The 24,089-nt window shown below is 54.0% G+C and carries 22 protein-coding genes; 21 read left to right on the plus strand and 1 reads right to left on the minus strand.

Annotation, left to right across the window (positions count from 1 at the left end; all coding sequences use genetic code 11):
• The first annotated feature begins 34 nt into the window (after window positions 1-34).
• Window positions 35-979: a serine/threonine-protein kinase gene (locus DYE26_RS28945; protein WP_082207678.1), complete on the plus strand. Its 945-nt coding sequence runs from the start codon at window positions 35-37 to the stop codon at window positions 977-979.
• Here DYE26_RS28945 and DYE26_RS28950 read toward each other — a convergent pair.
• A complete protein-coding gene (locus tag DYE26_RS28950) occupies window positions 945-2,966 on the minus strand; it encodes a vWA domain-containing protein (protein WP_227872912.1) in 2,022 nt (673 codons plus the stop codon). The two genes, DYE26_RS28945 and DYE26_RS28950, sit on opposite strands and share 35 nt — an antisense overlap.
• Before the next feature lie 443 nt (window positions 2,967-3,409).
• Here DYE26_RS28950 and DYE26_RS28955 point away from each other — a divergent pair, with 443 nt between their 5' ends.
• The 20 genes from DYE26_RS28955 (at window position 3,410) to DYE26_RS29050 (ending at window position 24,082) form a co-directional block, all read left to right on the plus strand.
• Window positions 3,410-5,581 carry a transcriptional regulator gene (locus tag DYE26_RS28955; RefSeq protein WP_036619848.1) on the plus strand — a complete coding sequence of 724 codons (2,172 nt, stop codon included), beginning with the start codon at window positions 3,410-3,412 and terminating at the stop codon, window positions 5,579-5,581.
• 361 nt (window positions 5,582-5,942) lie between these two features.
• Window positions 5,943-6,377: a hypothetical protein gene (locus DYE26_RS28960; RefSeq protein ID WP_036619850.1), complete on the plus strand. Its 435-nt coding sequence runs from the start codon at window positions 5,943-5,945 to the stop codon at window positions 6,375-6,377.
• Window positions 6,378-6,716: 339 nt separating this feature from the next.
• Window positions 6,717-7,169 carry a DnaJ domain-containing protein gene (locus DYE26_RS28965; protein WP_036619852.1) on the plus strand — a complete coding sequence of 151 codons (453 nt, stop codon included), beginning with the start codon at window positions 6,717-6,719 and terminating at the stop codon, window positions 7,167-7,169.
• 38 nt (window positions 7,170-7,207) lie between these two features.
• Complete coding sequence (locus DYE26_RS28970; protein WP_036619855.1) at window positions 7,208-7,747, plus strand: FHA domain-containing protein; 540 nt, start codon at window positions 7,208-7,210, stop codon at window positions 7,745-7,747.
• 45 nt (window positions 7,748-7,792) lie between these two features.
• Window positions 7,793-8,317: an FHA domain-containing protein gene (locus tag DYE26_RS28975; RefSeq protein ID WP_036619858.1), complete on the plus strand. Its 525-nt coding sequence runs from the start codon at window positions 7,793-7,795 to the stop codon at window positions 8,315-8,317.
• Window positions 8,318-8,334: 17 nt separating this feature from the next.
• Window positions 8,335-9,228, plus strand: a complete 894-nt coding sequence (locus tag DYE26_RS28980) for a PP2C family protein-serine/threonine phosphatase (RefSeq protein WP_371860964.1) — start codon at window positions 8,335-8,337, stop codon at window positions 9,226-9,228.
• Between the two features lie 42 nt (window positions 9,229-9,270).
• The gene (locus DYE26_RS28985; RefSeq protein WP_063836299.1) at window positions 9,271-11,427 is read left to right on the plus strand and encodes a PP2C family protein-serine/threonine phosphatase; all 2,157 of its coding nucleotides are present in this window, start codon (window positions 9,271-9,273) and stop codon (window positions 11,425-11,427) included.
• The gene (locus tag DYE26_RS28990; RefSeq protein WP_036619863.1) at window positions 11,424-12,710 is read left to right on the plus strand and encodes a hypothetical protein; all 1,287 of its coding nucleotides are present in this window, start codon (window positions 11,424-11,426) and stop codon (window positions 12,708-12,710) included. Before DYE26_RS28985 ends, DYE26_RS28990 begins: the two co-directional genes overlap by 4 nt.
• Window positions 12,701-13,402 carry a hypothetical protein gene (locus DYE26_RS28995; protein ID WP_036619865.1) on the plus strand — a complete coding sequence of 234 codons (702 nt, stop codon included), beginning with the start codon at window positions 12,701-12,703 and terminating at the stop codon, window positions 13,400-13,402. The genes DYE26_RS28990 and DYE26_RS28995 overlap by 10 nt, the downstream gene beginning before the upstream one ends.
• A gap of 349 nt (window positions 13,403-13,751) precedes the next feature.
• A complete protein-coding gene (locus tag DYE26_RS29000) occupies window positions 13,752-16,442 on the plus strand; it encodes an acetate and sugar kinases/Hsc70/actin family protein (protein ID WP_036619868.1) in 2,691 nt (896 codons plus the stop codon).
• Window positions 16,443-16,456: 14 nt separating this feature from the next.
• Window positions 16,457-17,008, plus strand: coding sequence for a hypothetical protein (locus DYE26_RS29005; protein WP_036619869.1), 552 nt, complete (start codon window positions 16,457-16,459; stop codon window positions 17,006-17,008).
• A gap of 2 nt (window positions 17,009-17,010) precedes the next feature.
• Window positions 17,011-17,514 carry an RDD family protein gene (locus DYE26_RS29010; protein WP_051985267.1) on the plus strand — a complete coding sequence of 168 codons (504 nt, stop codon included), beginning with the start codon at window positions 17,011-17,013 and terminating at the stop codon, window positions 17,512-17,514.
• 96 nt (window positions 17,515-17,610) lie between these two features.
• Window positions 17,611-18,135, plus strand: a complete 525-nt coding sequence (locus tag DYE26_RS29015; RefSeq protein WP_051985268.1) for an RDD family protein — start codon at window positions 17,611-17,613, stop codon at window positions 18,133-18,135.
• Between the two features lie 41 nt (window positions 18,136-18,176).
• Window positions 18,177-18,716, plus strand: coding sequence for an RDD family protein (locus tag DYE26_RS29020; protein WP_051985269.1), 540 nt, complete (start codon window positions 18,177-18,179; stop codon window positions 18,714-18,716).
• Window positions 18,717-18,752: 36 nt separating this feature from the next.
• Window positions 18,753-19,328 (plus strand): RDD family protein, encoded by a 576-nt coding sequence (locus DYE26_RS29025; protein ID WP_051985270.1) that lies wholly within the window; start codon window positions 18,753-18,755, stop codon window positions 19,326-19,328.
• A gap of 23 nt (window positions 19,329-19,351) precedes the next feature.
• The gene (locus DYE26_RS29030) at window positions 19,352-20,125 is read left to right on the plus strand and encodes a hypothetical protein (protein WP_036619873.1); all 774 of its coding nucleotides are present in this window, start codon (window positions 19,352-19,354) and stop codon (window positions 20,123-20,125) included.
• A gap of 51 nt (window positions 20,126-20,176) precedes the next feature.
• A complete protein-coding gene (locus DYE26_RS29035) occupies window positions 20,177-21,742 on the plus strand; it encodes a contractile injection system protein, VgrG/Pvc8 family (protein WP_051985271.1) in 1,566 nt (521 codons plus the stop codon).
• Window positions 21,743-21,770: 28 nt separating this feature from the next.
• Window positions 21,771-22,910 (plus strand): pentapeptide repeat-containing protein, encoded by a 1,140-nt coding sequence (locus DYE26_RS29040; protein ID WP_036619875.1) that lies wholly within the window; start codon window positions 21,771-21,773, stop codon window positions 22,908-22,910.
• 3 nt (window positions 22,911-22,913) lie between these two features.
• A complete protein-coding gene (locus DYE26_RS29045) occupies window positions 22,914-23,423 on the plus strand; it encodes a hypothetical protein (protein ID WP_036619877.1) in 510 nt (169 codons plus the stop codon).
• Window positions 23,420-24,082: a DUF4280 domain-containing protein gene (locus tag DYE26_RS29050; protein WP_036619879.1), complete on the plus strand. Its 663-nt coding sequence runs from the start codon at window positions 23,420-23,422 to the stop codon at window positions 24,080-24,082. The genes DYE26_RS29045 and DYE26_RS29050 overlap by 4 nt, the downstream gene beginning before the upstream one ends.
• Window positions 24,083-24,089: the final 7 nt, after the last annotated feature.

The following is a 24,089-nucleotide window of genomic DNA, read 5'->3' on the forward strand; positions in this document are numbered from 1 at the left end:
GTTAATACTGCGGAATATCGTTCAGGATAGAAAGGTGAATCGTGATCAAATGCTTGGGCTTGAGTTAAAGCGAAATGCCAGAATCGGAGGGGAAGGCGAAGCTTCTTCCCGCAGCCAATACCGCATCCGCAAGGTCCTTTCCGTCAGCGAGCTGGCGGTCGTGTATACCGCGCGAAATGAAGCGGACGGAAGCCGATGCGTCGTGAAGGAATTTTGCCCGGGCCGGTTCGTGTACAGGAGCAAGGACGGAGCGACGCTGCGCCGCAAGGCCGGCACGGCGGCCGATAAATTCGAAGTGCTCTGGAACGCTTATCAGCAAGAAGGGGAGCTGCTGGAAAAGCTCGACCACCCGGGCATTGTACGCTGCCTGGACCGTTTTGAACAGAACGGGACGGCGTATATCGTGATGGAATATTGCGAAGGCGTCACGCTCGACAAATACATAGCCGCTAACAAGGCGGCCATTGCACCGCGTTTTTTCTACGAAACGATCCTTCCGTTCATCGACACGCTCGATTATTTGCACCGCTTCGGCATCATTCACCGGGATTTGAAGCCGGGCAATCTGATGATCGCAAGCGGCGGGGCCATCAAGCTGCTTGATTTCGGCTCGGCGGCGGCAACGGGGGGAACGGAGGAGAGACGGCCGATTTTAACGACAGCGGGATACTCCCCGCTCGAGTTGTATTCCGAGCAGTCCCGGCAGGGGCCGGAGAGCGATATTTACAGCCTGGCCGCCGTGCTGTATTTCTGCTGCCGGGGCCACGCTCCCACCGATGTCCGCAAACGCTTGTTTGAGGAGCGGCAGGAGCTGGTCGACGCGGAGATGAAGCGCGCCTGGCCGTTTTTGTCCCGGGCGATCGAACGCGGGTTGGCCGTGCCCGCGGACAAGCGCCGCATTTCGCTGGACCGGTTCAAAGCGGCCATCCGTCTCGAATGCAGGCTCAGCTGGCTGTATCGGCGCGGGTATAAATATTAGTGCTCGGTTTGATCGCTTTGTAGCGCAGCTCCAGTTCGGTAATCCCGTCCTCGAAGGTAATGTACAGCTTGTCGTTGTATTCGAGGGTTTCCCGCTTGTTGTTTGCCAGCGGCGTACGGTTTCGAACCAGCGAGCAGCGCGATTTGTTTTGTACGATCAGGGTGCCTCCCTTGCCTGCCGTAAAGAAAATGTTCCGCGCTTCCGGCAGCGGCTCGTTGACGTCAAGGCTTTGGAACAACTCGCCAAGGTTGACGGTTCGGCCGGGGAACGAGGTGAGCGGCCACGATTTGACCGGAACTTCGCTGCCGCTGGCCGTGGCCAGGAAATAGCCCTCCAGTTTGCCGGCAAAAGCCGGCTTGGGCCGCAGCCAGAAATACAGGGCAACGCCGATCAGCGCCAGTACAAGCCCGCCGGCGATGGACCATTTCAGAACCGTATATTTGGATTTGATTTTCAGCGCCAGATGCGCCGTGACCTGGGCGCCTTCCGGATCGGTGGCGGTAATCGTCAGCTCCGATCCGCCGGTCCGCAGCGGCGAAATGTATAATTGATCGCCGGCCAGTTCGGCCCGGGCCGCCTTGCCGGCCGCATCTTGCAGCGCAAAGCTCAGCTTGTCCCCATTTTCATCCAGGAACAACGTGTTTAAATCAAGCTCCGTCAGCCCGTCCTCTTTCGTTAGCTGAAGCTGCTCTTTTCCTTGAACAACCGGGGCCAGGTTAACGATTTTCTGAACAGTTGCCGGCGTGTTCCGGAAAAAGGTATCCCCCTCCATTTTCACATACCACTCGTATTCCCCGGATGCGCTGAACGTGTGCTCGGTATAAAAACTTGTTCCTTCGTTTTTCATTTCCACCGCGGTTTCGGTGTTTGCGGTTTTATCCAGGACGACCAGTTCGGCGCTTAGTCCCTGATAAAGCTCCTTCTCCTGCAACGGCTCGTTCGAACTGGCGTCGATCAATAGCGCTTCGATTCCGGCGGGTTTACCTTTAATCGCTTTCCCGTCCGTCAGCCTGGCCTTCGCCTCCATGGCGTAGCTGCCGAGCAGGCTGATTTTTACCAAATCTCCCGAGCTTCCCTTGAATTTAAGCGTCGCGGTTCCCTTTTTCGGCGCGGTGATTTTCAGCAGGGTATAGCTGTTCGACTTGAACAAGCGAATATTTTTGGACTCGTAGAACAACTGCGCGTCCTTCAGCGGGCGCGCGGATAACAAAATGATGTTGGCTTCGCTCATGGAGGAGCTTGGGATCTCCACCTGAACCTCCTGCAATTTGCCGGAAGCGGTCACCCCGGCCACGGGCATCAGCACGGAGCGCATTTCTCTGGCGAAAATCTGATTGAAAATTTCCGGCAAATCATCCGCGCTGCTTGTCGTATAGAAAGCGCCTCCAGTACTCTGAGCGATCCGCTTCAGTTCATCGGGATTTACCGTACCGTCATGATTCAACCCGATCGTGTAAATGGGGTACCCGTTTTTTTGGGCCATTTTGATCGCGGCATCGCTGTCTTTCGCCGAATCTTCCTTGGTTCTGGATTGCCGGTATGGGCCGAAATCCGTTTCTCCGTCGGACAGCAGGATGAGAAACGGTTTGCGGCCTTCCGTTTGCTCATCGTTTGCGGAAGCCATCAGCAGCTTGCTGCCCGTGAGCAGGCCCAGACCCAGGTCGGTGTAGCCCGTGCGGCGGAGCCCCTCGATCTGCCGCTTGATCTCGTCCCGTTTGGAGGCGACGGAGATGGGGGTAAGCGGCATGGACTTCACGATTTGATGATTGTAGGCGGCGAATCCGATGCGTGTCCGGCTGGCGTCGCTGATATCCATAAACATGCGGACGACCTCGCCCGCCATTTTGTCCGGATCGGCATGGTTCATCGAATAGCTCGTGTCGAGCACGAAAATGGCGTCAAAGGCTTCCTGATTTTGCGGTTTTTGCTGCTGTCCGGCGGCCTGAACGGGAACGGAAAACGGGCAGATCGTTACAGCCAAAAGCAAAAACAGGAATATAGTCCTAGAAATAATGAAAAATGCAAATGATTGTCGATTCTTCTTTTGAACCATTATCCAATACCCACCTCAATTATCTAAAAATTTACAAAATAGATATATTAAACTATCTTTCAACTATCTCTTTTATATCGGACCAGCCACTTTGAATTTGTATAGAGTTCCAAAAAATAGGCCTTTAATTGGATAATCATCCCTTTCATAGGTTTTTCTATAGGTCCAAAATCCTTATTTCGGGAGCAAATGCTACAGATTGACAATTTAGGCGGACGCTGTTTATGATTACCCCTAAAGGCCTGACCGGAAGGTGCCGGTTTTGAAAGAACCTAAATACAGAGCACTATTTTTAGGGGCCTGCAGCCGCATGAAATATGGGGTTTTTGGCATAGGCAATGCGTCTTTGAAGAAGCGGGAGGAGGATAAAAAGATCTATGGATATCATCAATCAAACCAACCGAACGATGCTGTTTGATGAGATCAATCCGGAGAAACTGGACTTGCTGACGATTGTGGGCGATGTTAAAGGGATCGACAGCTTAAGCGACGACAAGATCAAGGAGATCAACGAGCACCTGCTCGTGCGCAGCTTTGACGAATTTTTGACAAAGTTTTCGCCGTGCGTGTATTCGTTTTTCAACGCGGCGAACCAGAAAGTCGTTTATACGCTGAAAAAGCCCGAGGGTATTGCAGAGGATGCGATTTCGGAAATCCGGATCGACCAGAACAACGACTTTCTGAAAATGCTGTTTACGCTGATCGACACGAAGCGGAGCCAAGGCATGACCAATGTCGATTTCAAATTCGAGAATTTGCTCGATATGATATCGCCGAAAAAGGTGATGGACGATATCCGGCAGGTGCGCAAAGAAATCCATTACTTGTACGGACAATATGAAAAGCTGGATGAAGAGGATCCGAAAAAGCTGGATTTGGGCGACAAGCTGAACGCTATGTTTGAAGAGGCAAGTGCAAATTATAACAATGTTATGGCGATGCTGCCGCTGGCGATCGAGGACATTAAAACGCGGCTTCTGCTGGGGGGCTCCAGTGAGGAAAAGGACGCCGAAGCGGTGCAGATCGGGATGCTGACGATCGGAGAAAGCGGCGAATTGAAAATCATCGAGGCGCCGAAGAGTGAAAGCACGGAGCTGGTGCTGCTCGACGAGAAGGGTTCCAACGGTTTGGCGCTCGTCTTCGAAGACGATTACAACTCGATTACGGAGGCTCCGTCCGGTTATGTTCGCGACTTAGTTGTACGTACCTTTAGCCCATTGCCGGCCGTGAGCACGGAAGTCAACGTGGAACAGGAAGTGCAAAATTACAACACGTATCTGGAATTTTACAAGACGGCCAAGGACGATTTTGTGAAAACGGTCAAGCCGCTTGTCGAGAAAATTTTGGGCGTGAAAATGTTTTTTGACCAATACTCGGTGAAAAACAAAGGGATGCAGCCGTCGATGCTCGTCACGAACAACAAGCTGGATATGACCGTCAAGAGCGCCAACATCCCGCGGCTGGAGACGTATCTGAACACCGTCAACGCGAAAAACGATTTCACCGACACGATCTGGTTCGGCATCGTCCCTTCGGTGGAGCTGGAAAGCGCGGGCAAGGTGAAGGTTAGCCGCGAGCGCTTCAAGGGCAACGAGAAAATCGTCAAGCAGGACGGCAACAACATGGAATCGCTGGCGATGCTGCTTACGGTCGTGAAGGAGTTCAAGGTGCAGGTATTCTTCAGCTTCGAATCGGGCGAGGAGACGACGTTCAACAACATCGCCACTTCGGGAGTCGACAAATACATCGACAAATGCGCGCCGCTCATCCGCAAGGATTACAGCGAATTCGCCATCCCGTGCCTGCCGAACTTTACGGTTATCCCCAAGGAGAAATCGGGCGTGATCATCGACAGCCGCATGGTTCAAACCGAAGGCGGAGCGGCCCGGCTCTCCCGGGAGAAGGAAGACATCCTGAAGCTGTGGATCGAGGGCGTTTATGTGGGGGCGTCTTACGTCGCCGCCGGGATTGTGGCCGCTTATCAGTGTCCGGAATACCTGAGGGAATCGTTCAAGAACACGAGCAAGGAGTTTCCGGGCGTGCGCTTCGACATTGAAGCGGGCGACAACAGCTTGCGCGCCGTGACAACTATGGCCAAGGAAATCACCGGCTTCACGAATACGATCAAGGATTCGATCAACCGGAAAAATTTCGGCTTTGTGTTCTCCTCCGAAAACGCGCAGCTTCAGGGCAAGGACATTCGCCGCATCACCGTTTACAAAGCGAGAAGCCTGGCGGCGTCAGAGGACGGATTCGACTCGATTTACAAGACGCTGGTCAGCACGTATATCGAGCGGATTTTGCGCTTCCAGACCGCCGACTTCAAGCATGAAAATATCATCAAATTTTTCAGCAACAACCCGAGCAGCCAGAAGAGCCAATGGCTGGCCAAACGGGGCTTCATCAACTCGATCATCTATGACGGGGACGATATGAATTACGTCATCGACGAGAAAAACAACCTCTGCCATATCGACTTGATCTACAACGGCAACGTGAAAAATCTCGAAGTGATGATCACCAAGGGCACAAGCCCCGTCAAAGCATGATGCAAGTAAATGACCGGGCGGTCAAAACGCAGGAAATCCGTTTTTGGCCGGCCCGGAGAATACGCAACTGTCGTATGTAGGAGGACCGGCCGCTATCCGGCGACTGACCTCGTTACATAAATTCCGGGGCGCTATATAGGTTGAGTTAAGAAATAGGGCAAGGGTAAGCAAGAGGGGGAAACGATTCTGAAGAAGCTGAAAGCTTTCTGCAAGAAATCTGCTTCGGAAGCATCAGCTTGAGTTCGCCTTTGTGATCGTAAGAACATTTCACCCGGCTGCCTTTTTCTGCAATATCATTAGCTCAAACAATAGCGTAACGCCCTGGGGCCATCATATTTTTACTCTAAGGAGGATGTATTTTATGGGATTCAGACTGAAAGTTGAAGGAGCCGAAACAATCGAGCTCGGGCTGGACAACATCCAGAAGGTGTACTACGACACCGATACGCCGGACGACTCCAACGCCAGATCCACGGACGTAGGCTCCACGCTGAGAATCATCGGCAAAATCATCACGGCGACCGACGGCGACAAAGCCGACGATACGCTGAAGCTGGCCCTGTGGTCGCTGGTTCCCGCGGAAAAAGCGGACTGCTACCGCAAGCTGACGCTGGAAGTTATCGCCGCCAACCAGGTGGTGCGGGAGATCGTGTTCCCGAACGCATTTGTGGTTGACTACAAGGAAGCGTTTGGCGACACCGAAGGCGTAGGGCAATTCGAGCTTTATGTGAAGCAGAAAAAAGACAAGACCGAACTGGCCAAGCTCAATGGCGGCTATCCGGTCAACGACATCTAAGCTTGCTTCGCCCGGGCGCGGGGCGCCCGCATTTCGTAAATCTCAAGAGGCCCCAGGCCTCTTGAGATTTACTGTACCTTGCGGCGATAGCTTGAGAACGATCGACTACGCAGCGCTAACGGTTGTATGCGAGCTTATTTGGCCGAAAAGGCGGAGATTCCATTTCTGACGGTTGCGAGCGTGCTTATTATGATGATAAATGCTCGAAACAGCCGAAACTGAACCAATTAAGCGCTCCGGCAACCGTTACATTTTGATTTAGCTTGATTTTGCCGAAATAGTGCCGATGGCATCCGTTAGAACGATTTCACGAAATTTTGGACGAAAGTAGGGAAGCATTTGGCGGACTATTACGAACGGCTGGGCGTTTCCCGGAATGCGGAAGCCTCCGAGATCAAGGCCGCTTACCGCAAGCTGGCCAAGCGCCATCATCCGGATGCGAACCGGGGAGACCCTCAGGCGGAACAACGGTTTAAAGACATCGTCGAAGCTTATGAAACGTTAAGCGATGCAGAGCGCCGGGCCGCTTACGATGAGCGCTTGCAGCGCGGGAACTTCGGCGCGCCGGGGAAAAGCGGAAAGCCGGGGCCCGAAGCGCAGCGGCGGACCGGCGGCGGGGCGGCGGCAGCGGAAGCTTTCGATCCCGCGCGGATGAGGGAGCAGTTTGAGCAGTTTTTTGCCATGCCGCGCAAAGGACAAAAGGACTCGGAACAAGGGAAGAACGCCGAAGGGAAAAATCCGCTGGATACTTCCGCCTTGTTCAATAGTTTTTTCGGCTATCGCAAGAAATAGCAAATGAGCCTAAATTCATCTGACGGGGGTAGCTGCCTGTGAAGACGGAGAAATCCGCTTGGATCGGATACGTTGAACTAATGATTTATGCCATACTGGTCGGGTTGGTGATCTATGTGCTGCTGCGGCCGGTTTATTATGTGGCGCAAATGGGCACGGTTGCGGTTTCCGCCGTGATCATCTCGGCAATTATCTGGACGGGGGGCGACCCGAAGCTGCGTCCGGGCAGGAAGCCGCAGGAAGTGAGCAAAATCGTGCTGCTCGATGACGACGGAGAACGGGTCAAGGAATGGCTGATCAAAGGGGAAACGTCCGTATTGATCGGCAAAAAAACGGATCAGGGCGAAGTGGACATCGATTTGACGGATTGCGAGTACGCCTCGCTGGTCAGTCCGGAGCACGCCGTGCTGAACCGTGTTGGAAACGAATGGTTTATCGAGGACGCGGAATCGTACAGCGGTACGGGAATTCGCAAGGCGGGGCGCAGCGACGCGAATCGGCTTATTGCCGAAGAGCCGGTACGGGTCGGTGCGGGAGACATGATTTTTATCGCGAACACCAGGCTGTTGATTAAATAAGCGGTACTCCCACTTACATTTACATACGGAGGAATGAATCGAAAAATGAGCCTGACGAGATGTATGAACGGGCATATGTTTAGTTCGAGAAAGCACGGCAACACATGCCCCTACTGCAATACGACCGTGGAGCAGCCCGCCCGCGCGCCCAAAAGCGCGCAGAGCCCTGCGGCCGCCGCGGACATGGACGAGAAAACGATGCCTTACCTGGGGGAAACGACCGGGATCCAGCCGGTAACCGGCTGGCTGGTGTGCGTCGAAGGTCCGCAAATGGGCCAAGACTACCGGATCATGGCGGAGAAAAACTTTATCGGCCGCGCCGAAGAGATGCATATCCGGATCATCGGCGACAACGCCGTGTCCAGACGCAATCACGCGGTCATCGTCTATGATCCGAAGAAGCGCAATTTTTACCTGCTGCCGGGCGACGCCTCGGGACTCGCCTATCACAACAATGAGGCGGTATATTCCCCCGTGGAGTTAAACGCCTATGATTTGATCCAGCTCGGGCGCAGCAAATTTGTGTTCGTCCCGTTATGCGGTCCGCATTTCGAGTGGGACAACGGTTAGGAGCCGGGATGATGGGGATGGAAAAATGGTTCACGAGCGATGTGCTTGCCGTCTATGCGGCGGTGTTCGTCGTGGTCGCTATTTTGATCGTTGTACGCCAAAGGCTGCGCGCGGCCGTAACCGCGGGCCCGTCCCGGAAGGCGGCGCCTTCGCCGGAGCTCGCGAGCTCGGAGCAGCAGCCGGACCGGGAAATTTCGCTCGGCAATGCGCAGACGATCGGCCGGCGTACGGAGCAGGACGACTACTTCGCCAGCGCCGTGACCAAGGTGGGCACGCTGGCCGTGCTTGCCGACGGGATCAGCGGCGTGTCCAACGGGCGGATGGCCAGCACGCTGGCGGTCACGATGTTTTCGCGGGAGTTTCTGAAGCTGGATGATGCCGGGGATATCCCGGAATTTTTTCACAAGGCGTCGATTGTCAGCAACCGGGCCATTATGGAGCAGCTTGGCGGAGCGATTGGAGGCACGACGCTCGTCGCCGCCGTGATTTCGGATCACAGGCTGCATTGGGGCGCGGTCGGGGACAGTCTGATTTTGCTGTTCCGGGACGGAGAGTTTCTGCCGGTGAATTCCAAGGATACGTTTGAGAGCGTGCTCGAAGCCAGATATTTGGCGGGGGAGATCGGCCGGGAAGAGGTCAGCGGCAATCCGATGAAAAATCAACTGACCAATTACTTGGGCTACGGTGGCTTTATGAGCATGGAGATCGGCGAGCCGATCCCGCTGGAGCCGGGGGACATCGTTATCCTGTGCAGCGACGGCGTCTATGACGCGCTGACGGAAGTGGAGATGGAAGAAATCCTGATGCAAAGGATGCCGCCGCAGGAAACGGCGGAGGAAATGATCGCTTGCGTGGAGCGGAAAAGCTACAAGCATCAGGATAATGCGACGGTCCTCATTCTGGAGCATTAATCATCACCCTCGCGTGTGTGCACGGGGGGAACGGGGGAACGCATGAGGAAGGAGAACAGCGATTTCAAGACAGCATTCGTCTCCGAAGCGGGTTCGCATTTCGACAACCGGGATTATTTCGCTTTCGTGGAGCTCGACGACATGGCCTGCTACGTTGTTGCCGACGGTCTCGACCTGGACAAGGAAGTGCGCAGCGCGCAGATGGCGGTAGAGGTGATTCTGGAGAGCTTTATGGAAAAGCCTTCGATGTCCCGCCGCAAAATCCGCCAGGATCTGGAGGCGGCGCACGAATGGCTGAAATTCGAAAGCCGCCGGGTCCGGCTGAAGGCAAGCGTGCTGGTCGTCGTCACGGATTATACGCGGATGGTGTGGGCGACCTGCGGGAACGCGCGGCTGTATCAATTCCGCGGCGGCCGGGTGAATTTGCGCTCCAAGGATCAGAGCCTGACGCAGCTGATGCTGGATCAGGGAAGGCTGGCCGAGGACCGCAACCACAATCACGAAGAGCGCGGAAATCTGCTCAATTACATGGGCAGGCCCGACCGCTTCGAGCCGTATGTTTCGGACAAAATGCCGCTGTCGGACGGCGATGTGCTGCTGCTGGCGACCCAGGGCGTCTGGGAGCAGGTGGACCTGCCGGAAATGCTGGACGCGCTCGCGGAAGCGAGCGATCCGGAGAGCTTGACCGATACGCTGGAGGAGGTCGTGCTCAGCAAGCAGCAAAAGTCGGTCAATAATTATACGGCGGCTGCCGTGTATGTGAACAAGACGTTTACGGAAAAACCTAAAAACATCAAAAAGTGGATTTTGCGCGGCGCCATGCTGCTGCTGACGCTGGCGATCGCCGGCGGCGGCGTCTGGTACGTCAAGGCGAAGCAGGCGGAAAAGCTGGCCCAGACGGCCGTCTTGATGGTCGAGAGCGAGGAGGACGGGGACCGGTACGCTTCCGCCGGCGACTACGCCAAAGCGCTGAAGTCCTACAGCGAGGCGAAGAACGCCGCCAGCAAGCTGAAGGACAAGCTGCATTTTCAGCTGTTGCGGGGCAAGCAGCAGGTGGCGCAGTTCCTGAGCGACGGCGACGGCTATGTGCAGGACGGCAGCTACGATATGGCGGTGGACAGCTACAACGACGCGCTGAAGCAAGCGGACAAATACAAGCCGTTTAAGGCGGAGGATATCAAAGCGAGGATTGAACGCGCCGGGGCGATTGAAGCCTTGTCCGGGGTGATCAAAGAAGGCGATAAGCTGTTTCAGGAACAGGATTACAACGGAGCGCTCGCGGTTTTCCAAAAAGCGAAAAAAGCGGCGATTGAAGCGGAATACGAGAGCGGGCAAAAGAAAGTGGAGGAGAAGATCGAGCAGACGCAGGCCAAGATCGACAACATTTACAAGGAAACGAGAACGCTGAAGGCGGACAATTTGGAGAAAAAAGGCGACCGCAGCCTCGCTGCCATGGATTACGCCGCGGCGATCGAGTCTTACAAGCTGGCGCAGGAAATTTATCAGGAAATCGACAAGCTGGAGCGGGTGCTGGCGATGGAGCGCAAAATCTCTCAAGCCGACGAGAAGCTGAATCCCGCCGTTCCGGCGGCAGGCTCAGCCGGTGAGAGTGCCGGGGCGACTGCCGGGGCAGGCGGCAGCGCCGCGGGCAATCTGAATCAGCAGCAGCAAGCTGCGGCGGATTCAGCAGGCGGCGGTCAAGCCGGGGGAAGCCAGCAGGCGTCAGGCGCGGCGGCGGGTTCGTCCGCTAAGGAGCCGTCCGGGATTTCCTCGGGCGGCGGCGAAACCACGGCCGGGGGGACCGGCACAGCCGGCACAACAAGCGGTAACGGCAAAGCTGGCGGAAACGGCGGCAGCAAGGCTGGCGGCAACAGCGGGGAAGGCGGAACCAGCGGCAAAGGCGGGAATGACACAACCGGAGGGAATGGCGGCAACGGCACGAACGGTGGAAACGATGGAAACGGCTCGGCTGGCGGAAATGCCGGAGCCGGGAAGACCAGTGAAAACGCCGGAGATGGCGGTAACAAGCCGGATACGGGAGCCAAGGCCGGTAACGGTGCGGATAGTAAGGCAAATGAAAGTGCGGATGCCAAGTCCAATACCGATGCCGATGCGGAAGCGGGTTCAGCAAATGGCGGGGCGGCAAGTGGGACTTCCCCGGCAGGCCCGTCTTCTTCCAAAGGAGGGAACGCTTCATGAAGGATATTATCATGGACCGTTTAAGCAAAATGGAGGATTTGCAGCAGCGCCGGCTGCTGCGCAATTTGATGAGCGGCGTGTTCCTGAATCTCGTGGAATACCAGGAAGAGCTGAACCGGAAGCTGGAGCGCCGGGTGTTCGAGGAAGTCGGAGAATACGACGGAAAATACGACGTCTTTGTCTCCGCGTGCTCCAGAGAGGAATGGGACCCGCTGCATGAATATTTGTTCCCGATGATTCCGGAGGACACGGAAGCGGGCAAAATCGATCTGCGCACGGTGGTATCCGGCTTGCGCGGCGGGGAAGAGGTGCGGATCTGCACGCTTTTTCTGGAATGCAAGTACGCGGAAATTCAGCAGCTGCTGCTCAGCGGCCGCCGGTTCAAAGGGGAACTGGCCACGTCCCAAGGCCGCTATGCCGTGGAGTTCAAGCTGGAGCGGAATATGGCGTACATCCGGGAGATCGAGAAGCTGTATCACGTGTTCCTCAGCAACGGGCTGCCCTGGAAAACGGTCAATCATCCGTATGCCCACAAGTTTGTGGACGCGGTGCTGACCGAGGTGGACGGAGAACTCGGCGAGGAAGAAGAGGCGCTGGAGCTTACCGTTCATTTGGAGGAATATGAGCCGTACAAACGGGCGGATATGATACCCTTGTGGAACATCCAACGCCTTGAGCTGAAGACGGGCGGGTTCCCCGTGCCGGCGGCGGACCGGGTTAACTTTGAGCATGTGCTGCCTTTGCGGAAAACGGGCGTGCAGCACGGTTATCTTGTGGACGTCGACGATGACAGCATCCGCTACGTCAAGCGTACGCCGGAGGAACTGACCGTCGTCTCGCCGCTGGAGAAGTCGGATATGTGGCGGGTGCTTATGCTGGTCGAGCCTTTTGAATCGGTGGTCAGCAGACCGGGATACGCGCTGCTTTCCAACCGGCAGAAGGAGGATTTCATCGGCAGCTACCGCCGCCGGCAGGGGCAGATCGTTCGCTCCCGGGGCGAGATTTTGCGGCTGGTGCATTCTTTTGCCGCGGCGGAATCGCTGGAACTGACGGATGTGGAAATTCGTCCGCCGGGCGTGAGCCGGGCGATCACGTATGAGCTGAACCGGTTTATTACGGATGAAGTGCGGGTGGACAACGGGAAATGGCGGATGTGCCTGAAGTTTGGCGACCGCGGCTTCACAAGCCGGCTTGCGTTTATGGCCGAGGATGTGATGAGCTTTCTCGTCTCGGAAGTCCAGCTTTTGTTCCCGGAATACCGCTGTGAAGGAGAATGGGCTTGAATTACATTTGGGATCTGCTCGTGCGGGCCGGAGAAGCCGGGATCGAAAAACGGCAAATTAAGTTCCTGCCGGCCAAAGTGTATTCGCCGTATATGGAATTGAGCCTGCACGAACTGAACGCGGGCGCGGGGCAGCACGGTCTGGAGGTCGAGGTGAATCCCCATTACCGGTTCCCGGCTTTATTCGGCGAACTGCTGGATATCAATCTGACGGAGGACCCCGAGTTCCGGAGCGTGCTGTTTGATATTTTGATCCATTTTTTGGCCGAGCTCGATTTGATGCAGGGTATGAACAAGCGGGAGTATTACATCCGGTTCGTGCTGCGCGATCTGAAGTCCGGGGCGTTCGGGGAGCGGGTAAAAGAACGCATGAGCCTGTTTGACCGCGACGAACAAGAGTTTATCGCCGGCGCGATCCTGAGGATGTACGATACCGGCGAGCCGCTGCATCTGCTGAAAAGCGCGGTCGGCCGCGTGTTCCGCCGCTCCACGATCTACGTGAACAGCGAGGAGAAGGACGAAATGCTGTTCTACATCGGCCAGAAGCGGACCGAGCAAGGCCGCCTAAAGCTGGAGACGCTGATGGAGCTGTTCCTTCCGGTGCGCTATCGTACCGAGGTGTACTGGGACTGCCATGTCGGCATTATCGACGCGGAGGAGACGATGGTTCTGGACCGGATTGCGCTGTATTGATTTTCAGGCTGCCCGCGAGACTCTAGCGAGAAAATAGAGGAAAAGAGGAAAAAAATACCGCTATTCCGCCGCTATCCCCCATTTTGAGAGAAATAGAGGAAATTTATGCCGCTATTTATTCGAACCGCAAGGAAATGCCTGCGATCTAGACTATTCATAGGAAAATAAGGACAAAAAATTCCCCTATTGGGGATGAACAAGCCTGGCTGCGGAAAATAAGAACATTAAATTCCGCTATTTTTGTAGGCCAAAGAGGATGGTCTGGGGAATGGAGGAAAAGCCGCTGCGGAAGACGCGAAAATGTTGCGGATCAACGGCGTCGTCGCCACGTTACAGGAGGGAAAAGCGCATGAGGGGATTTAAATTGTATACCGATTCCGCCGGCCGGGAGCGCGGACGCGGACAAGCCCGTTACACGCGGGAGGAGCTGACCGAAATGACCACGTTCCAGCTCCGGAACATCTGTTACCGGGAACGGCTTGTGGAAGGGTTAAGCCAGCGGCTGGACCGGGAAGAGACGATCCGCATCATTTTGAAATATTTGGGCGCGGAGGAGCATTTGTTGATCGGACCGCGCTGCGAGGGCGGAATCGAGCGGGTACAGACGGCGATGCGCAAGTATATGCAGGCTCCGCTGCAGGGAGACGGCGGCATTCGCGTTCCGGCCCGCATCGTTTTGTATCCCGGGATCGCCGTGGAGCGGGCGGACGGCTACGAAGTGAAAGCGCCGGCGGGATATGCGGAGTCCAACGTGCTGCTCGTCAACGACCGGATGGAGCTGTGCGGAATTTTTCATCTGCGCCGGGACGAGGAAAGGCCGGGCGGCTATTATTTGGCCGCGCATCACGACGGCGAGTGGCGGCGTACGGCTAACCGGCAGTACAGCCTGCTGTTTCTGCGCCGGCAGGATTCGGATTATGTGTATAAGACCTATTACCAGGAGCGGGAACTTCCCCCAACCCATATCCACTATTACAAAATCCCGCTGGCCGATCTGGAAATTTGCGAGCTGCAGGTAACGGACGCCGTGCTGGCGATCGACTTTGGAACCTGCAATACGACGGCGGGAGCCTACCTTTACCCCGGATATACCCAATTCCCGTCGGGGCCCGACCCGCTGAACGGGCAAATCCGGCTTGGTGAAATCAACTTTGTTAAATTCCCCGATCCGGACAGCCCCGAGCGGACGGAGGCCTTGCCGACAGCGGTCGGCGTGGCGGATTGCTCCGATCCCGACCGGGTCAAATATGTTTTTGGCCATGAAGCGCTGCAAAGCGGCCGGCGCAGCAGCTTCGGCAGCCGGGCCTCCGTGTTCCAGGGGCTGAAACGCTGGGTGAACGATTACGGGAAAACGGTTGAAGTGATGGACGGCGAAGGCAATACCGCGTTCGTGACCCGGAGCGATCTATTGAGCGCCTATCTGAAATACGTGATCCGTATGGCCGAGCATCAGTTCAAATGCAAATTCAAGCATTTGCATTTCACCGCGCCGGTGAAGATGAAGACGCCGTACCTCGATATGTTCGCGGAGCTTTTGCCGGATTACCGGATTGAACGGAAAAATGCGCTGGACGAAGGGATGGCCGTGCTGTACAACACGATCGCCGACGGAATCGAGCGCAACATCTTTGACGAAGGGGCCGAATACAAGGCGCTTGTGATCGATTGCGGCGGCGGGACGACGGATTTGTCCTCGTGCGCCTTCCGGGTCGAAGACGGGCATATGTCATACCGGATCGCCATCGAGGCGACCTATGAGAACGGGGACACCCATTTTGGCGGCAACAACATTACATACCGGATTATGCAATTTTTGAAAATCGTCTTCGCGGACTACTACACGGGCAAAAAAGGCATGACGGATATCGACACGCTGATCGCTTTTCCGGGCAACGATTTGTTCCGGGAGGTGGACGAGCGGGGCGTCGACGCGGTTTACGCCGAGCTGGAGCGCAGGTACAAGGAGGCGGAGGCCGTGATTCCGACGGCATTTGCGATGTACGAGAACCGCTCCCGCGAGGAGTACATGCGGGTGCGGAGCAATTTTTATTTTCTGTGGGATATTGCCGAGGAAATGAAGGAGCAGTTTTTCCGCAAAACGGGCGTGCTGATGAACCGCTTCCAGGCGGAGCATGGTGTGTCCGCTTCGGATGGACATGGGCTGCGTTACGGCGGCCGGACGGCGCTGCCGCAGGGAGATGGCGTGCTGGAGATGACCCGGGTGGAACGCTGGTTCTTGTCCGTGTTCCGGAGCGGCGATTTGAAGGACGAATATGAAATTCCCGACGTGGTGTTCAACATCCAGGAGATTACGCAGCTCATTAAGGCGGACATTTACGAGGTTGTGCGGCGGTTTCTTGAGGATTTTTACCGGGCGGGCGCGCTTGGGGAGTATTCGATCATTAAGCTGACCGGGCAGTCGTGCCGGATCGACGTGTTCCGCGAGGCGCTCAAGGAGTTTGTGCCGGGGCGCAGCATCGAGTTCCGCCAGAAGCCTGCGGAGGGGCGGGTGCCCGAGCTGAAGCTGGCCTGCCTGCGCGGGGCCATCCGTTATTTGAACGCGCGCAAAGCCGGGGAGATCGAAGCGAGCATCACGACCCGCTCGGCGGTGATCCCGTATACGGTGAGCGCGTTCACTCATAACCGCCGCGAGGTGGAGTTGATCAGCAGCCTGCGCCGCAGCGACAGCGCGCCGGGGGCGATCTCGCGTCCGTCGGACGTCGTCCAGCTGGACTTGTTCCTGCGCGGCAGCGACGGGACGCTGCGGCAGCAGTACAGCTACAACAACCGGTCGCAGGATTACAAGCCGGTGCTGTACGAGGACATTCGCGCGCAATACGGAGAGCGGATTCCGCAGGACGACACCGACTCGATCGTGAACGGGGAGACGAAGTTTTTCGTGTTCGCCGACGACAATCACTGGGGGTTCCACGTGCTGCCGGTCGCCCGCCGGGATGAAGGCCTGTTCCTGGGCCGCAAAGCGCTGTTCCCGTTCGAGACGGACAGCTCGGAGCTGGATTTTTTTGATGGAATGAAATAAGGAGAGGGTCAGACATGAGGGGATTTTTTGTTCGTTTAGTGGTTCGTAATTTACTGGGGGAAACGTTTCGTCCGGCGGTGAGAGATACCTCCGGCGGCATGATTTTGAAAAAATCAAGGTTTGTGTTCGTAAGCTGTCTGCTTGGTTTGTTGGTGACATCGGCGGGTCTTGCGTTTTTACTGCTGGATGAAAGCCCGGAGATGAAGGAGTTCATGCCGATTGCTTGGCTGATCGGTTTCGCTGCGGTCTTGCTGCTGTTCCATGTCCTAAACCATCTGGTCTTCCGGGCCGAAGCCGGTGAAAATTCCATTAAGGTGCGCTCGCTGGGCGGCACTCGGACGCTTCGTTACGAGGAACTCAGGAGCGTGAGCTATAGCCGTTTCAACAGCGGGCAGTTTGTGCTGCAGGGCGCGGCCGGGACGGTTCGCATTCCGGCGGGAATCCGCGGGGCGGCGGAGTTCGTCGCGCTCATTAGCGGGAAGATCGGCGAGGCCGCTTGTACGGATGCGATAAAGGCGTTGGACGTGCGGCGGGAAGATTTGAGGAAATGGGGCGAGGAAGCCTAAGAATGGGACAGATATACGCCGGTTTTTGGAAAAGATTCTGCGCTTATATTTTGGATTTGTTTGTCGTGAACATTATTGTCTTGGTTATAACACTTATTTTTTCGCTGATTGATAAGCTTTTCCTCCGTTTCCTCATGAGTTTTATCTCATTGGGTATAAAACAGTGGTTTTATTTTTTTGAATTCTATGAATGGATCGGATGGATCACCCGTCTGCTGCTTACTGCTTTTGGCGCATGGCTCTACTACGCAATTATGGAATCATCTAAATGGCAAGGGACTTTTGGAAAAATGGCGCTCGGAATCGTCGTGGTGAATAGGCGTTATGAGAGGATGTCTTTCCTGAGAGCCAGCGGAAGATTTTGGGGCAGATTTTTGTCGGTTCTTTCATTGTACATCGGGTTCATCATGGCCGGATTTACGGAGAAGAAGCAGGCGCTTCACGACAAAATCGCGCAAACCTATGTGGTCAATAAAAGCGCTTCAGTTGACGAAGAGCGGTTATAACGCACGGAGCCAATCTTTTGGGACTAATATTCCCGGGACCATCGGCAGTGTATAAGGTGCGTAATTAACCTGGAATGTACGAAGTGGGGGAAGTTTATGTACATGTATGACGTGTTATGGAGAAGGTACGGCGCCTGGGCCGTCGATCGGCTGATTGTCAGCATAGGCGCGTTGCTCATCAGTTTTATTTGGATTTCCCCGCGCGAGTTTTTCTCCGAATCTGCGGATACGCCGACCTTGGGGATACCGATGTTGATTACATTCGTCTGCCAATGGCTCTACTATACGATGCTGGAATCCTCCAAATATCAGGCGACTTTGGGAAAAAGACTCGTCGGCGTCGTGGTAGTTGATCGGAATCATCGAAGGTTATCCTACGGCCAGGCGAATGCTCGGTTTTGGGGGAAGCTTCTTTCAGCTCTCACTTGGGGAATTGGTTATTTGATGGCGATCTTCATGGAAAAGAAACAGGCGCTGCATGACCGAATTGCGGGCACGTATGTCGTCGATAAGGCCTTGCTCAGGGCACGGGAAATGCAAGGCGATGCGGATACGGAATTTTCTCGGCTGCATCAAGCAATTCGGGCGGACCGTTCGACAGGTTTTAATTGGCCCGATTGAGGTCGCGGTACGGGGATTATTGATTCGAAAGAGAGGGACGGATGTACGCGGGTTTTTGGAAAAGATTTTTTGCGAATCTGCTGGATTCGATCATTGTGTATTTTATTGCCTGGGTAATGATGCTTATTTCTTTGCTGTTATCTATGATTTTCGGGGTACTCGGTTACTATGTGTTGGAGAACTGGCCGGGAGTCTATCAAATTTATAATGCGTCCGGTCATATCATCGGAATACTGATCGCCCCGTTAGCGGTATGGCTCTACTATGCGATTATGGAATCTTCCAAACTGCAAGGTACTGTAGGCAAAATGGCGCTGGGCATCATTGTGGTGAACGAGCGGTATGAACGGGTTTCGTTTTGGCGGGCGAGCGGCAGGTTTTGGAGCAGAATGGTTTCGCTTTTGACGATTTATATCGGTTATGTCATGGCCGGCTTTACGAAAAAGAAACAGGCGCTGCACGACAAGATTGCCAAGACCTATGTGGTCGATAAGAGGATGCTGGAGATGGCGGAGAACTATAATGCTCAAAACCCTCAGTTTCCAGGGGGCGAAAGTCCCGGAGCATTCGGCGGCGCGTAAGGGATCAAACTTGTGATGGATGAGGGGAATAAACGGATGTACGCGGGATTTTGGAAGAGGCTTGCTGCTTATCTTTTGGATTTTATCATTTCGTATTTTCTCGTTTTGGGGGTTAGACTGTTGGGCATGGCCATCCGAAGCATTTTTGGCTGGTGGCCGGCTTCCGATAGCGAGATTTCTCCATCCGATATAAATCCGGTTAATGTGCTCCTTAGCTTGGGACTCTCTTTTCTGTGGTTTTCCGTTATTAAATGGCTGTACTACGCGATTATGGAGTCTTCCAAACTGCAGGGGACGCTTGGGAAGATGGCTTTGGGCATTGCCGTGGTAGACGGGCAAAACGGGAGAGTTTCGTTCTGGCGGGCCAGCGGGAGATTTTGGGCGCAGTTCTTGTCGATTTTGACGGTGACGGTCGGTTACATGATGGCCGGATTTACGGAAAAGAAGCAAGCACTGCACGACAAGATCGCCAGGACCTATGTCGTCAACAAGAAGGCGCTTGAATACGGTCAGGGGCTAACCGGGCAGGGAAATCCAGCGGCGCACACTCACGCGAATGCCGCCGCATTGTTGGAAGCTTTTGAAGAAGTAAGACAAGCTCGTAACCGATAGAAACCGAAAGGAGGAGGATGCCTTTGTTTACCCACATCGCGCCGAAGTTTGAGAAGGGACGTATTTTGAAGACGGCGATGCTGGAGAATCTGCGGGACTTCCCGCGCGAATTCGCGGATATCTACTACCAGGATTATGCGGACGGCGTCGTGACGGGGGCGGAGGTCAAGGTTGGCCCGGACACGCTGACGATTCACCCTGGTATCGTAAAGCATAGGGGGCGATTATACTCGCTGAGCGAACCGGCCGTGCTGGCGTATCAGACCACCGGGCGGGAGACCGCCGTCAAGGTTCGCTTCCTGGAGGGGAAGGAAGACAGCGACTGGAGTGTGTACCGGAGCGAAATTGTGCTGGACGAGCGGGTGGAAGCGGGGCCGGCGGAGCTGGAGTTGTGCCGGTTCAAACTCAAGGAAGGCGCCCGGCTGCGCCAGGATTACCAGAACTTCCGGGACCTCGCCACGGAATATAACACCGTCAACCTGCTGCATGTTCCCATCGCCGCTTACGGGCAAAGTACCGTCTCTCCGGTCGTGATGCGCTTGTTCGGCGACGAACTGCTGCGCCGGGGAAGCGCCGAACCGCAGGACCTTGCGTTTGCCATGATGTGCTTAAACGAAGGCACCCTCCACCGCGGCGTGATCCTGCACTACATCGCGGGCCGCCTCGGCATCGCGTACAAGGATTACGGCAACGCGGACATCCACAAATACCTGGCCCGCATCCTGGACAGCGCCCGCGGCGGCGGCCACCGGATGGGCATAAGCCCGGGCGGCGGGGGAAGGGTGATTGTGGATTAGGGGAAAGCAGGTTGTGAAAATAAACCCGATTGAGCAAAGGAGATGAGTTGAATGTCGTCATCATCTATTGTCGCCTACAATACACTGAAAATCGCTCCATTTGAAATCAGGCTCCACGAGGTAAAGCTGACTAAAACTATCGATGACCACGCGAGGCTGACTTTTACCGGGATTATCCCGGAAGAGAAAGAGGATCAGTATGTGAAAATGGCGGGCGAGCAGACGGATGTGGAGCTCCAATACACCGATGAAAACGGAAAGAACAAAACGCTGTTTCATGGCATGCTCTTAAAGCTGTTTGTAAGGGTGGATCGGGAGGTTTATTGGCTGGAGGCCGAAGCGGTGTCTCATACCTATACGATGGATATCAAGCTGGAAAACCGCGCTTTTCAGAATAAGTCCTTGCTCATTGAGGATGTGATGAAGGAAGTCGGAGGGACCTATGCCAAAGCCGATTTTAATAACACATATACGGAAAAGCGCAAGCTGGGCGCATTTACGCTGCAGTATCAGGAAACCGATTGGCAGTTTCTGAAACGTTTGGCGTCACATTATCACGCCCCGCTTGTTCCGGTTTCAACTTACGATCATATTGCCGTGTACCTGGGAATACCGGAACACCGTGATGCCGGGCCAATTCAGGCCACCCACTACAAAGTATATAAGGATTTACTGGCCTATAAAAATGCCGGCGCCTCAGGGGAATCCGGACTTCACGAGTCCGACTTTATCTGTTATGAAGTCGTGCTTGATCTGGTGCTGGAGCTTGGAGATATGGTCACGTTCAACAAGCAGAAGCTGCATGTTTTTGAGGTCCATACGGAAATGACCCGCGGTGTCTTGACTCATAAATATGTCCTTTGCCGGAAAAAAGCCGGATACAAACGTAAAATGTACAATTCCAAAATCATCGGTGCGTCAATCCAAGGAAACGTCATGGCTGTAGTTCGGGACGAGGTCAAAGTGAAGCTGGACTGTGACCAGGGTTGGAGCATGGATACCGCCTGGTTATTCCCATACTCGACGATGTATGCTTCCGAAGACCAAACGGGCTGGTATGCTATGCCGGAGAAGGGCGATGATGTGCGGATTTATTTCCCCGGCTCGAACGAAGCCGAAGGCATCGCGCTTAGCAGCGTGCGCAAAAAGCTGCCGGCCGAAGCCATGGGTGGCGGGAATGGTGGATCGGCAAGCAGTGGCGGCAAAATCGGGAGCGGCTCAGGCAATGTCACCACAACCGTCGTCAAACAGGAGACACTCCAGCCGATCATTCATTATGACAACGATTTAAAAAATTTAAAGGATGACTTGATGGCGGATCCAGATACCAAGTTCCTGCTTACCCCCACGGGGCAGAAAATTATGTTTGAGAAAGACAAGATCACAATTGTCGGTGCGGAGAATGGCGCTTCGATTACGTTAACGAACGCCGGGTCGATTATTTTGAATAGTGTTGACAAAATTATGCTTCAAACCGGTAAGCGGATTGAGATGACCGGAGAATCGATCATGATGATCGGAGACCAGATTGAAATGTCGACCAAGGAAGATAAGGGAGGGATAAAGATCGATCAAGGACAGGTTGTGATATCCGGGGTTGAAGTCCTGATGGAATAATAACCAAATGTAACAAGGGGGGATGGATATGAACGGAATCGAAGTTTGGGAGCATTTCATGAAACAGGATGCCATACCTCTACGAAACGAGCAGCTTCATTTTTTACGGCAATATTTTGATGAATATAAAGAAATGATCGCCCGGGATATCGTACAGTTATTTGACGAGTTCTGCCTAGAGATTGAGAAAAAACAAACGGAAGGTGAATTGGGCAGGATGATGTTGTTCCAATTCTCCCTCTTACGTTCTGCTTTAATGGAAGGCGAGCCTGTATATATGCTGGAGGCTCAGGATAGGAAGACCATGGATCAAGTCCAAATCACCCCGTTTCGGCTGAATGCCAAGTGGATCTTTAATTTTATGAATAGCTGGACTGAGCTTCTGGAGCAAAAGCGAAAGGCTTATATGAATCAAATCCAAAGCCATTCCCTTGAAGCGTGGCTCAAAGAGCAAATTTACCCGTTTCATATGTTTATGGTACATGCTGTACGGTATGCGATGGACCAGATTGAATCCTTGGAGTCGCTTCAACAAGTGGCGAAAGAACCGCTATTTGATATTCGCGTAGGCGAATACAAGGATCCGGAAATCAGCGAGTCCGTATACCGCAAAAGTGAAAATCAGCGATCCTCGATTACTTGTAAAGGGTGGATGGAAAACCTGCTGGAGCATGCCTACATTTATGAACATATCGCTCAAGTGGATATATCCGGAGGAAGCTATCGGGGAATCCGCCTGAACTATACCCGTTTTGAAGAGGTCGATTTCACAGGCAGTCAGATGCAGGACAGCTTGCTGCTGGGAACCCGGTTTATTCGCTGTACGTGTGATGAAGTCGATTTTCGAAAAAGCGTAATGTTTGATGCCGATTTCCGGGAATGCAGTCTGGTCGGGGCCCGGTTGGATGATACGCTTGGAACCCGAGATGTGATGAGCGAGAAACACGGAACATTTTTTGGCATACATGGAGTTCGATTTATGAGGGCTAATCTCAGCCAGGCAAGTTTCAGAGGGGCGAAGATTGCAGGGGATTTTACTTATGCGAACTTGGATGGCGTTGATTTTACGGGGGCAGAACTAACAGGCAGCCGAATGCTGCAGCGTGATATTTTTAAAGTCTCATTAACCGAAGAGCAGCGTCAAAGCGTGCATTGGGTGGAGGAGTAGGCAATGGAATATTTCATTGTTGAACTAGACAGGCGTTTGAATTCGATCGGAGGCGCGATAACTTTTCCGGAGACGGTATTGAAAGGGTTCGAATATGCCAATCCGCAGGAAATTGCCTATGTGAGCGCTGACCAGGAAATAGAGTATAGCTGTATTATCGAACGCCCGGTTTTGCTGATTTTGGAGGATTTCCGTCGTGTCATCACTTCATTTGAGCCGGATTTGGAGCATAAAACCGTGGTTGTGATGGATTTAAAAAGGCATATCCAAGTTCCTTATTCCTTAATCAATTTCAAAGAAATACCATGCTTGCTCCAGAGTTCTACTACGGCCAAAATAGATGAGTTTGTGATTGATGAGAGTCGGGTGCCTGGATTAAAGATTTTTAAAATTCCGTATTATCGGAGTTCCTTGCTTGTTGTACGTTTGGATGTTGCGGAAGGGCTGCTTAGAAAGAGCTTAAGGGGTTTGAAGCTAAGAAGAATTTTATCCGTGGAAGGTGAATTCAAATGAGCGTTCCTCCAAATTGGAGTTTTTTAAAGCCTAAAACCATTCAGCAGTTAACGGTGGAAGAAAGATGGCGGTCCGAAGAGACTTATGTGACTCGCGGGGCTTATATGTACTGCACGATGGGAACACACGAGGATGTGCTGAACCTTACTCAGGATCATGGGGTATATGTCAATGGTCAACCCCTAATGACAGTGAAGGATTGCGTGGTTGCTTCCTCAGAACATGTAACGGGGAATGTCGAATTTGATGTTCCAGGGAATAAAGTTGATGGAAACATTTATTCCTTTGGATTTTGCCGGAGTTTATTTCATCCTCAGAAGGTGGCCGAAATATTAGGAACGCCTCTTGGACAGCCTGGCGGACCCCCTGTAGCGGACAGCTCCTATATTTATGATATTGATCCGGAGACAGAGACGTTATTGCCTGGCCAGAAAAAAATCTATCCTTGCGTTCCCAAGTTCGATCTCATTGAACACTTGACCGGCATTCCTGCAGGAGAGCCTGTATGGTCTAATGGAAGTCCTAATGTAAAAATCCAGGGGGTTCCTGCATTAACCACCAGTTCCTGCTTGTTTTGTCGCTGGGGAGGGGCGATAAAGTTTTTAACGAATGGGATGGACCCTGCCCCATATGAATTATTGCCGGGAGGAGTCAAGTAGAAGGGAG

The sequence above is a fragment of the Paenibacillus macerans genome, assembly GCF_900454495.1.
GTDB lineage: Bacteria > Bacillota > Bacilli > Paenibacillales > Paenibacillaceae > Fontibacillus > Fontibacillus macerans.

Coding starts and splice junctions, on each gene's coding strand:
- DYE26_RS29015 (WP_051985268.1), top strand. CDS start 17,611: ATGTACATGTATGACGTGTTATGGAGAAGGTACGGCGCCTGGGCCGTC.
- DYE26_RS29040 (WP_036619875.1), top strand. CDS start 21,771: ATGAACGGAATCGAAGTTTGGGAGCATTTCATGAAACAGGATGCCATA.
- DYE26_RS29050 (WP_036619879.1), top strand. CDS start 23,420: ATGAGCGTTCCTCCAAATTGGAGTTTTTTAAAGCCTAAAACCATTCAG.
- DYE26_RS28995 (WP_036619865.1), top strand. CDS start 12,701: ATGGGCTTGAATTACATTTGGGATCTGCTCGTGCGGGCCGGAGAAGCC.
- DYE26_RS28975 (WP_036619858.1), top strand. CDS start 7,793: ATGAGCCTGACGAGATGTATGAACGGGCATATGTTTAGTTCGAGAAAG.
- DYE26_RS29010 (WP_051985267.1), top strand. CDS start 17,011: ATGGGACAGATATACGCCGGTTTTTGGAAAAGATTCTGCGCTTATATT.
- DYE26_RS28980 (WP_371860964.1), top strand. CDS start 8,335: ATGGAAAAATGGTTCACGAGCGATGTGCTTGCCGTCTATGCGGCGGTG.
- DYE26_RS28960 (WP_036619850.1), top strand. CDS start 5,943: ATGGGATTCAGACTGAAAGTTGAAGGAGCCGAAACAATCGAGCTCGGG.
- DYE26_RS29000 (WP_036619868.1), top strand. CDS start 13,752: ATGAGGGGATTTAAATTGTATACCGATTCCGCCGGCCGGGAGCGCGGA.
- DYE26_RS29045 (WP_036619877.1), top strand. CDS start 22,914: ATGGAATATTTCATTGTTGAACTAGACAGGCGTTTGAATTCGATCGGA.
- DYE26_RS29035 (WP_051985271.1), top strand. CDS start 20,177: ATGTCGTCATCATCTATTGTCGCCTACAATACACTGAAAATCGCTCCA.
- DYE26_RS29005 (WP_036619869.1), top strand. CDS start 16,457: ATGAGGGGATTTTTTGTTCGTTTAGTGGTTCGTAATTTACTGGGGGAA.
- DYE26_RS28985 (WP_063836299.1), top strand. CDS start 9,271: ATGAGGAAGGAGAACAGCGATTTCAAGACAGCATTCGTCTCCGAAGCG.
- DYE26_RS28955 (WP_036619848.1), top strand. CDS start 3,410: ATGGATATCATCAATCAAACCAACCGAACGATGCTGTTTGATGAGATC.
- DYE26_RS29025 (WP_051985270.1), top strand. CDS start 18,753: ATGTACGCGGGATTTTGGAAGAGGCTTGCTGCTTATCTTTTGGATTTT.
- DYE26_RS28990 (WP_036619863.1), top strand. CDS start 11,424: ATGAAGGATATTATCATGGACCGTTTAAGCAAAATGGAGGATTTGCAG.
- DYE26_RS29020 (WP_051985269.1), top strand. CDS start 18,177: ATGTACGCGGGTTTTTGGAAAAGATTTTTTGCGAATCTGCTGGATTCG.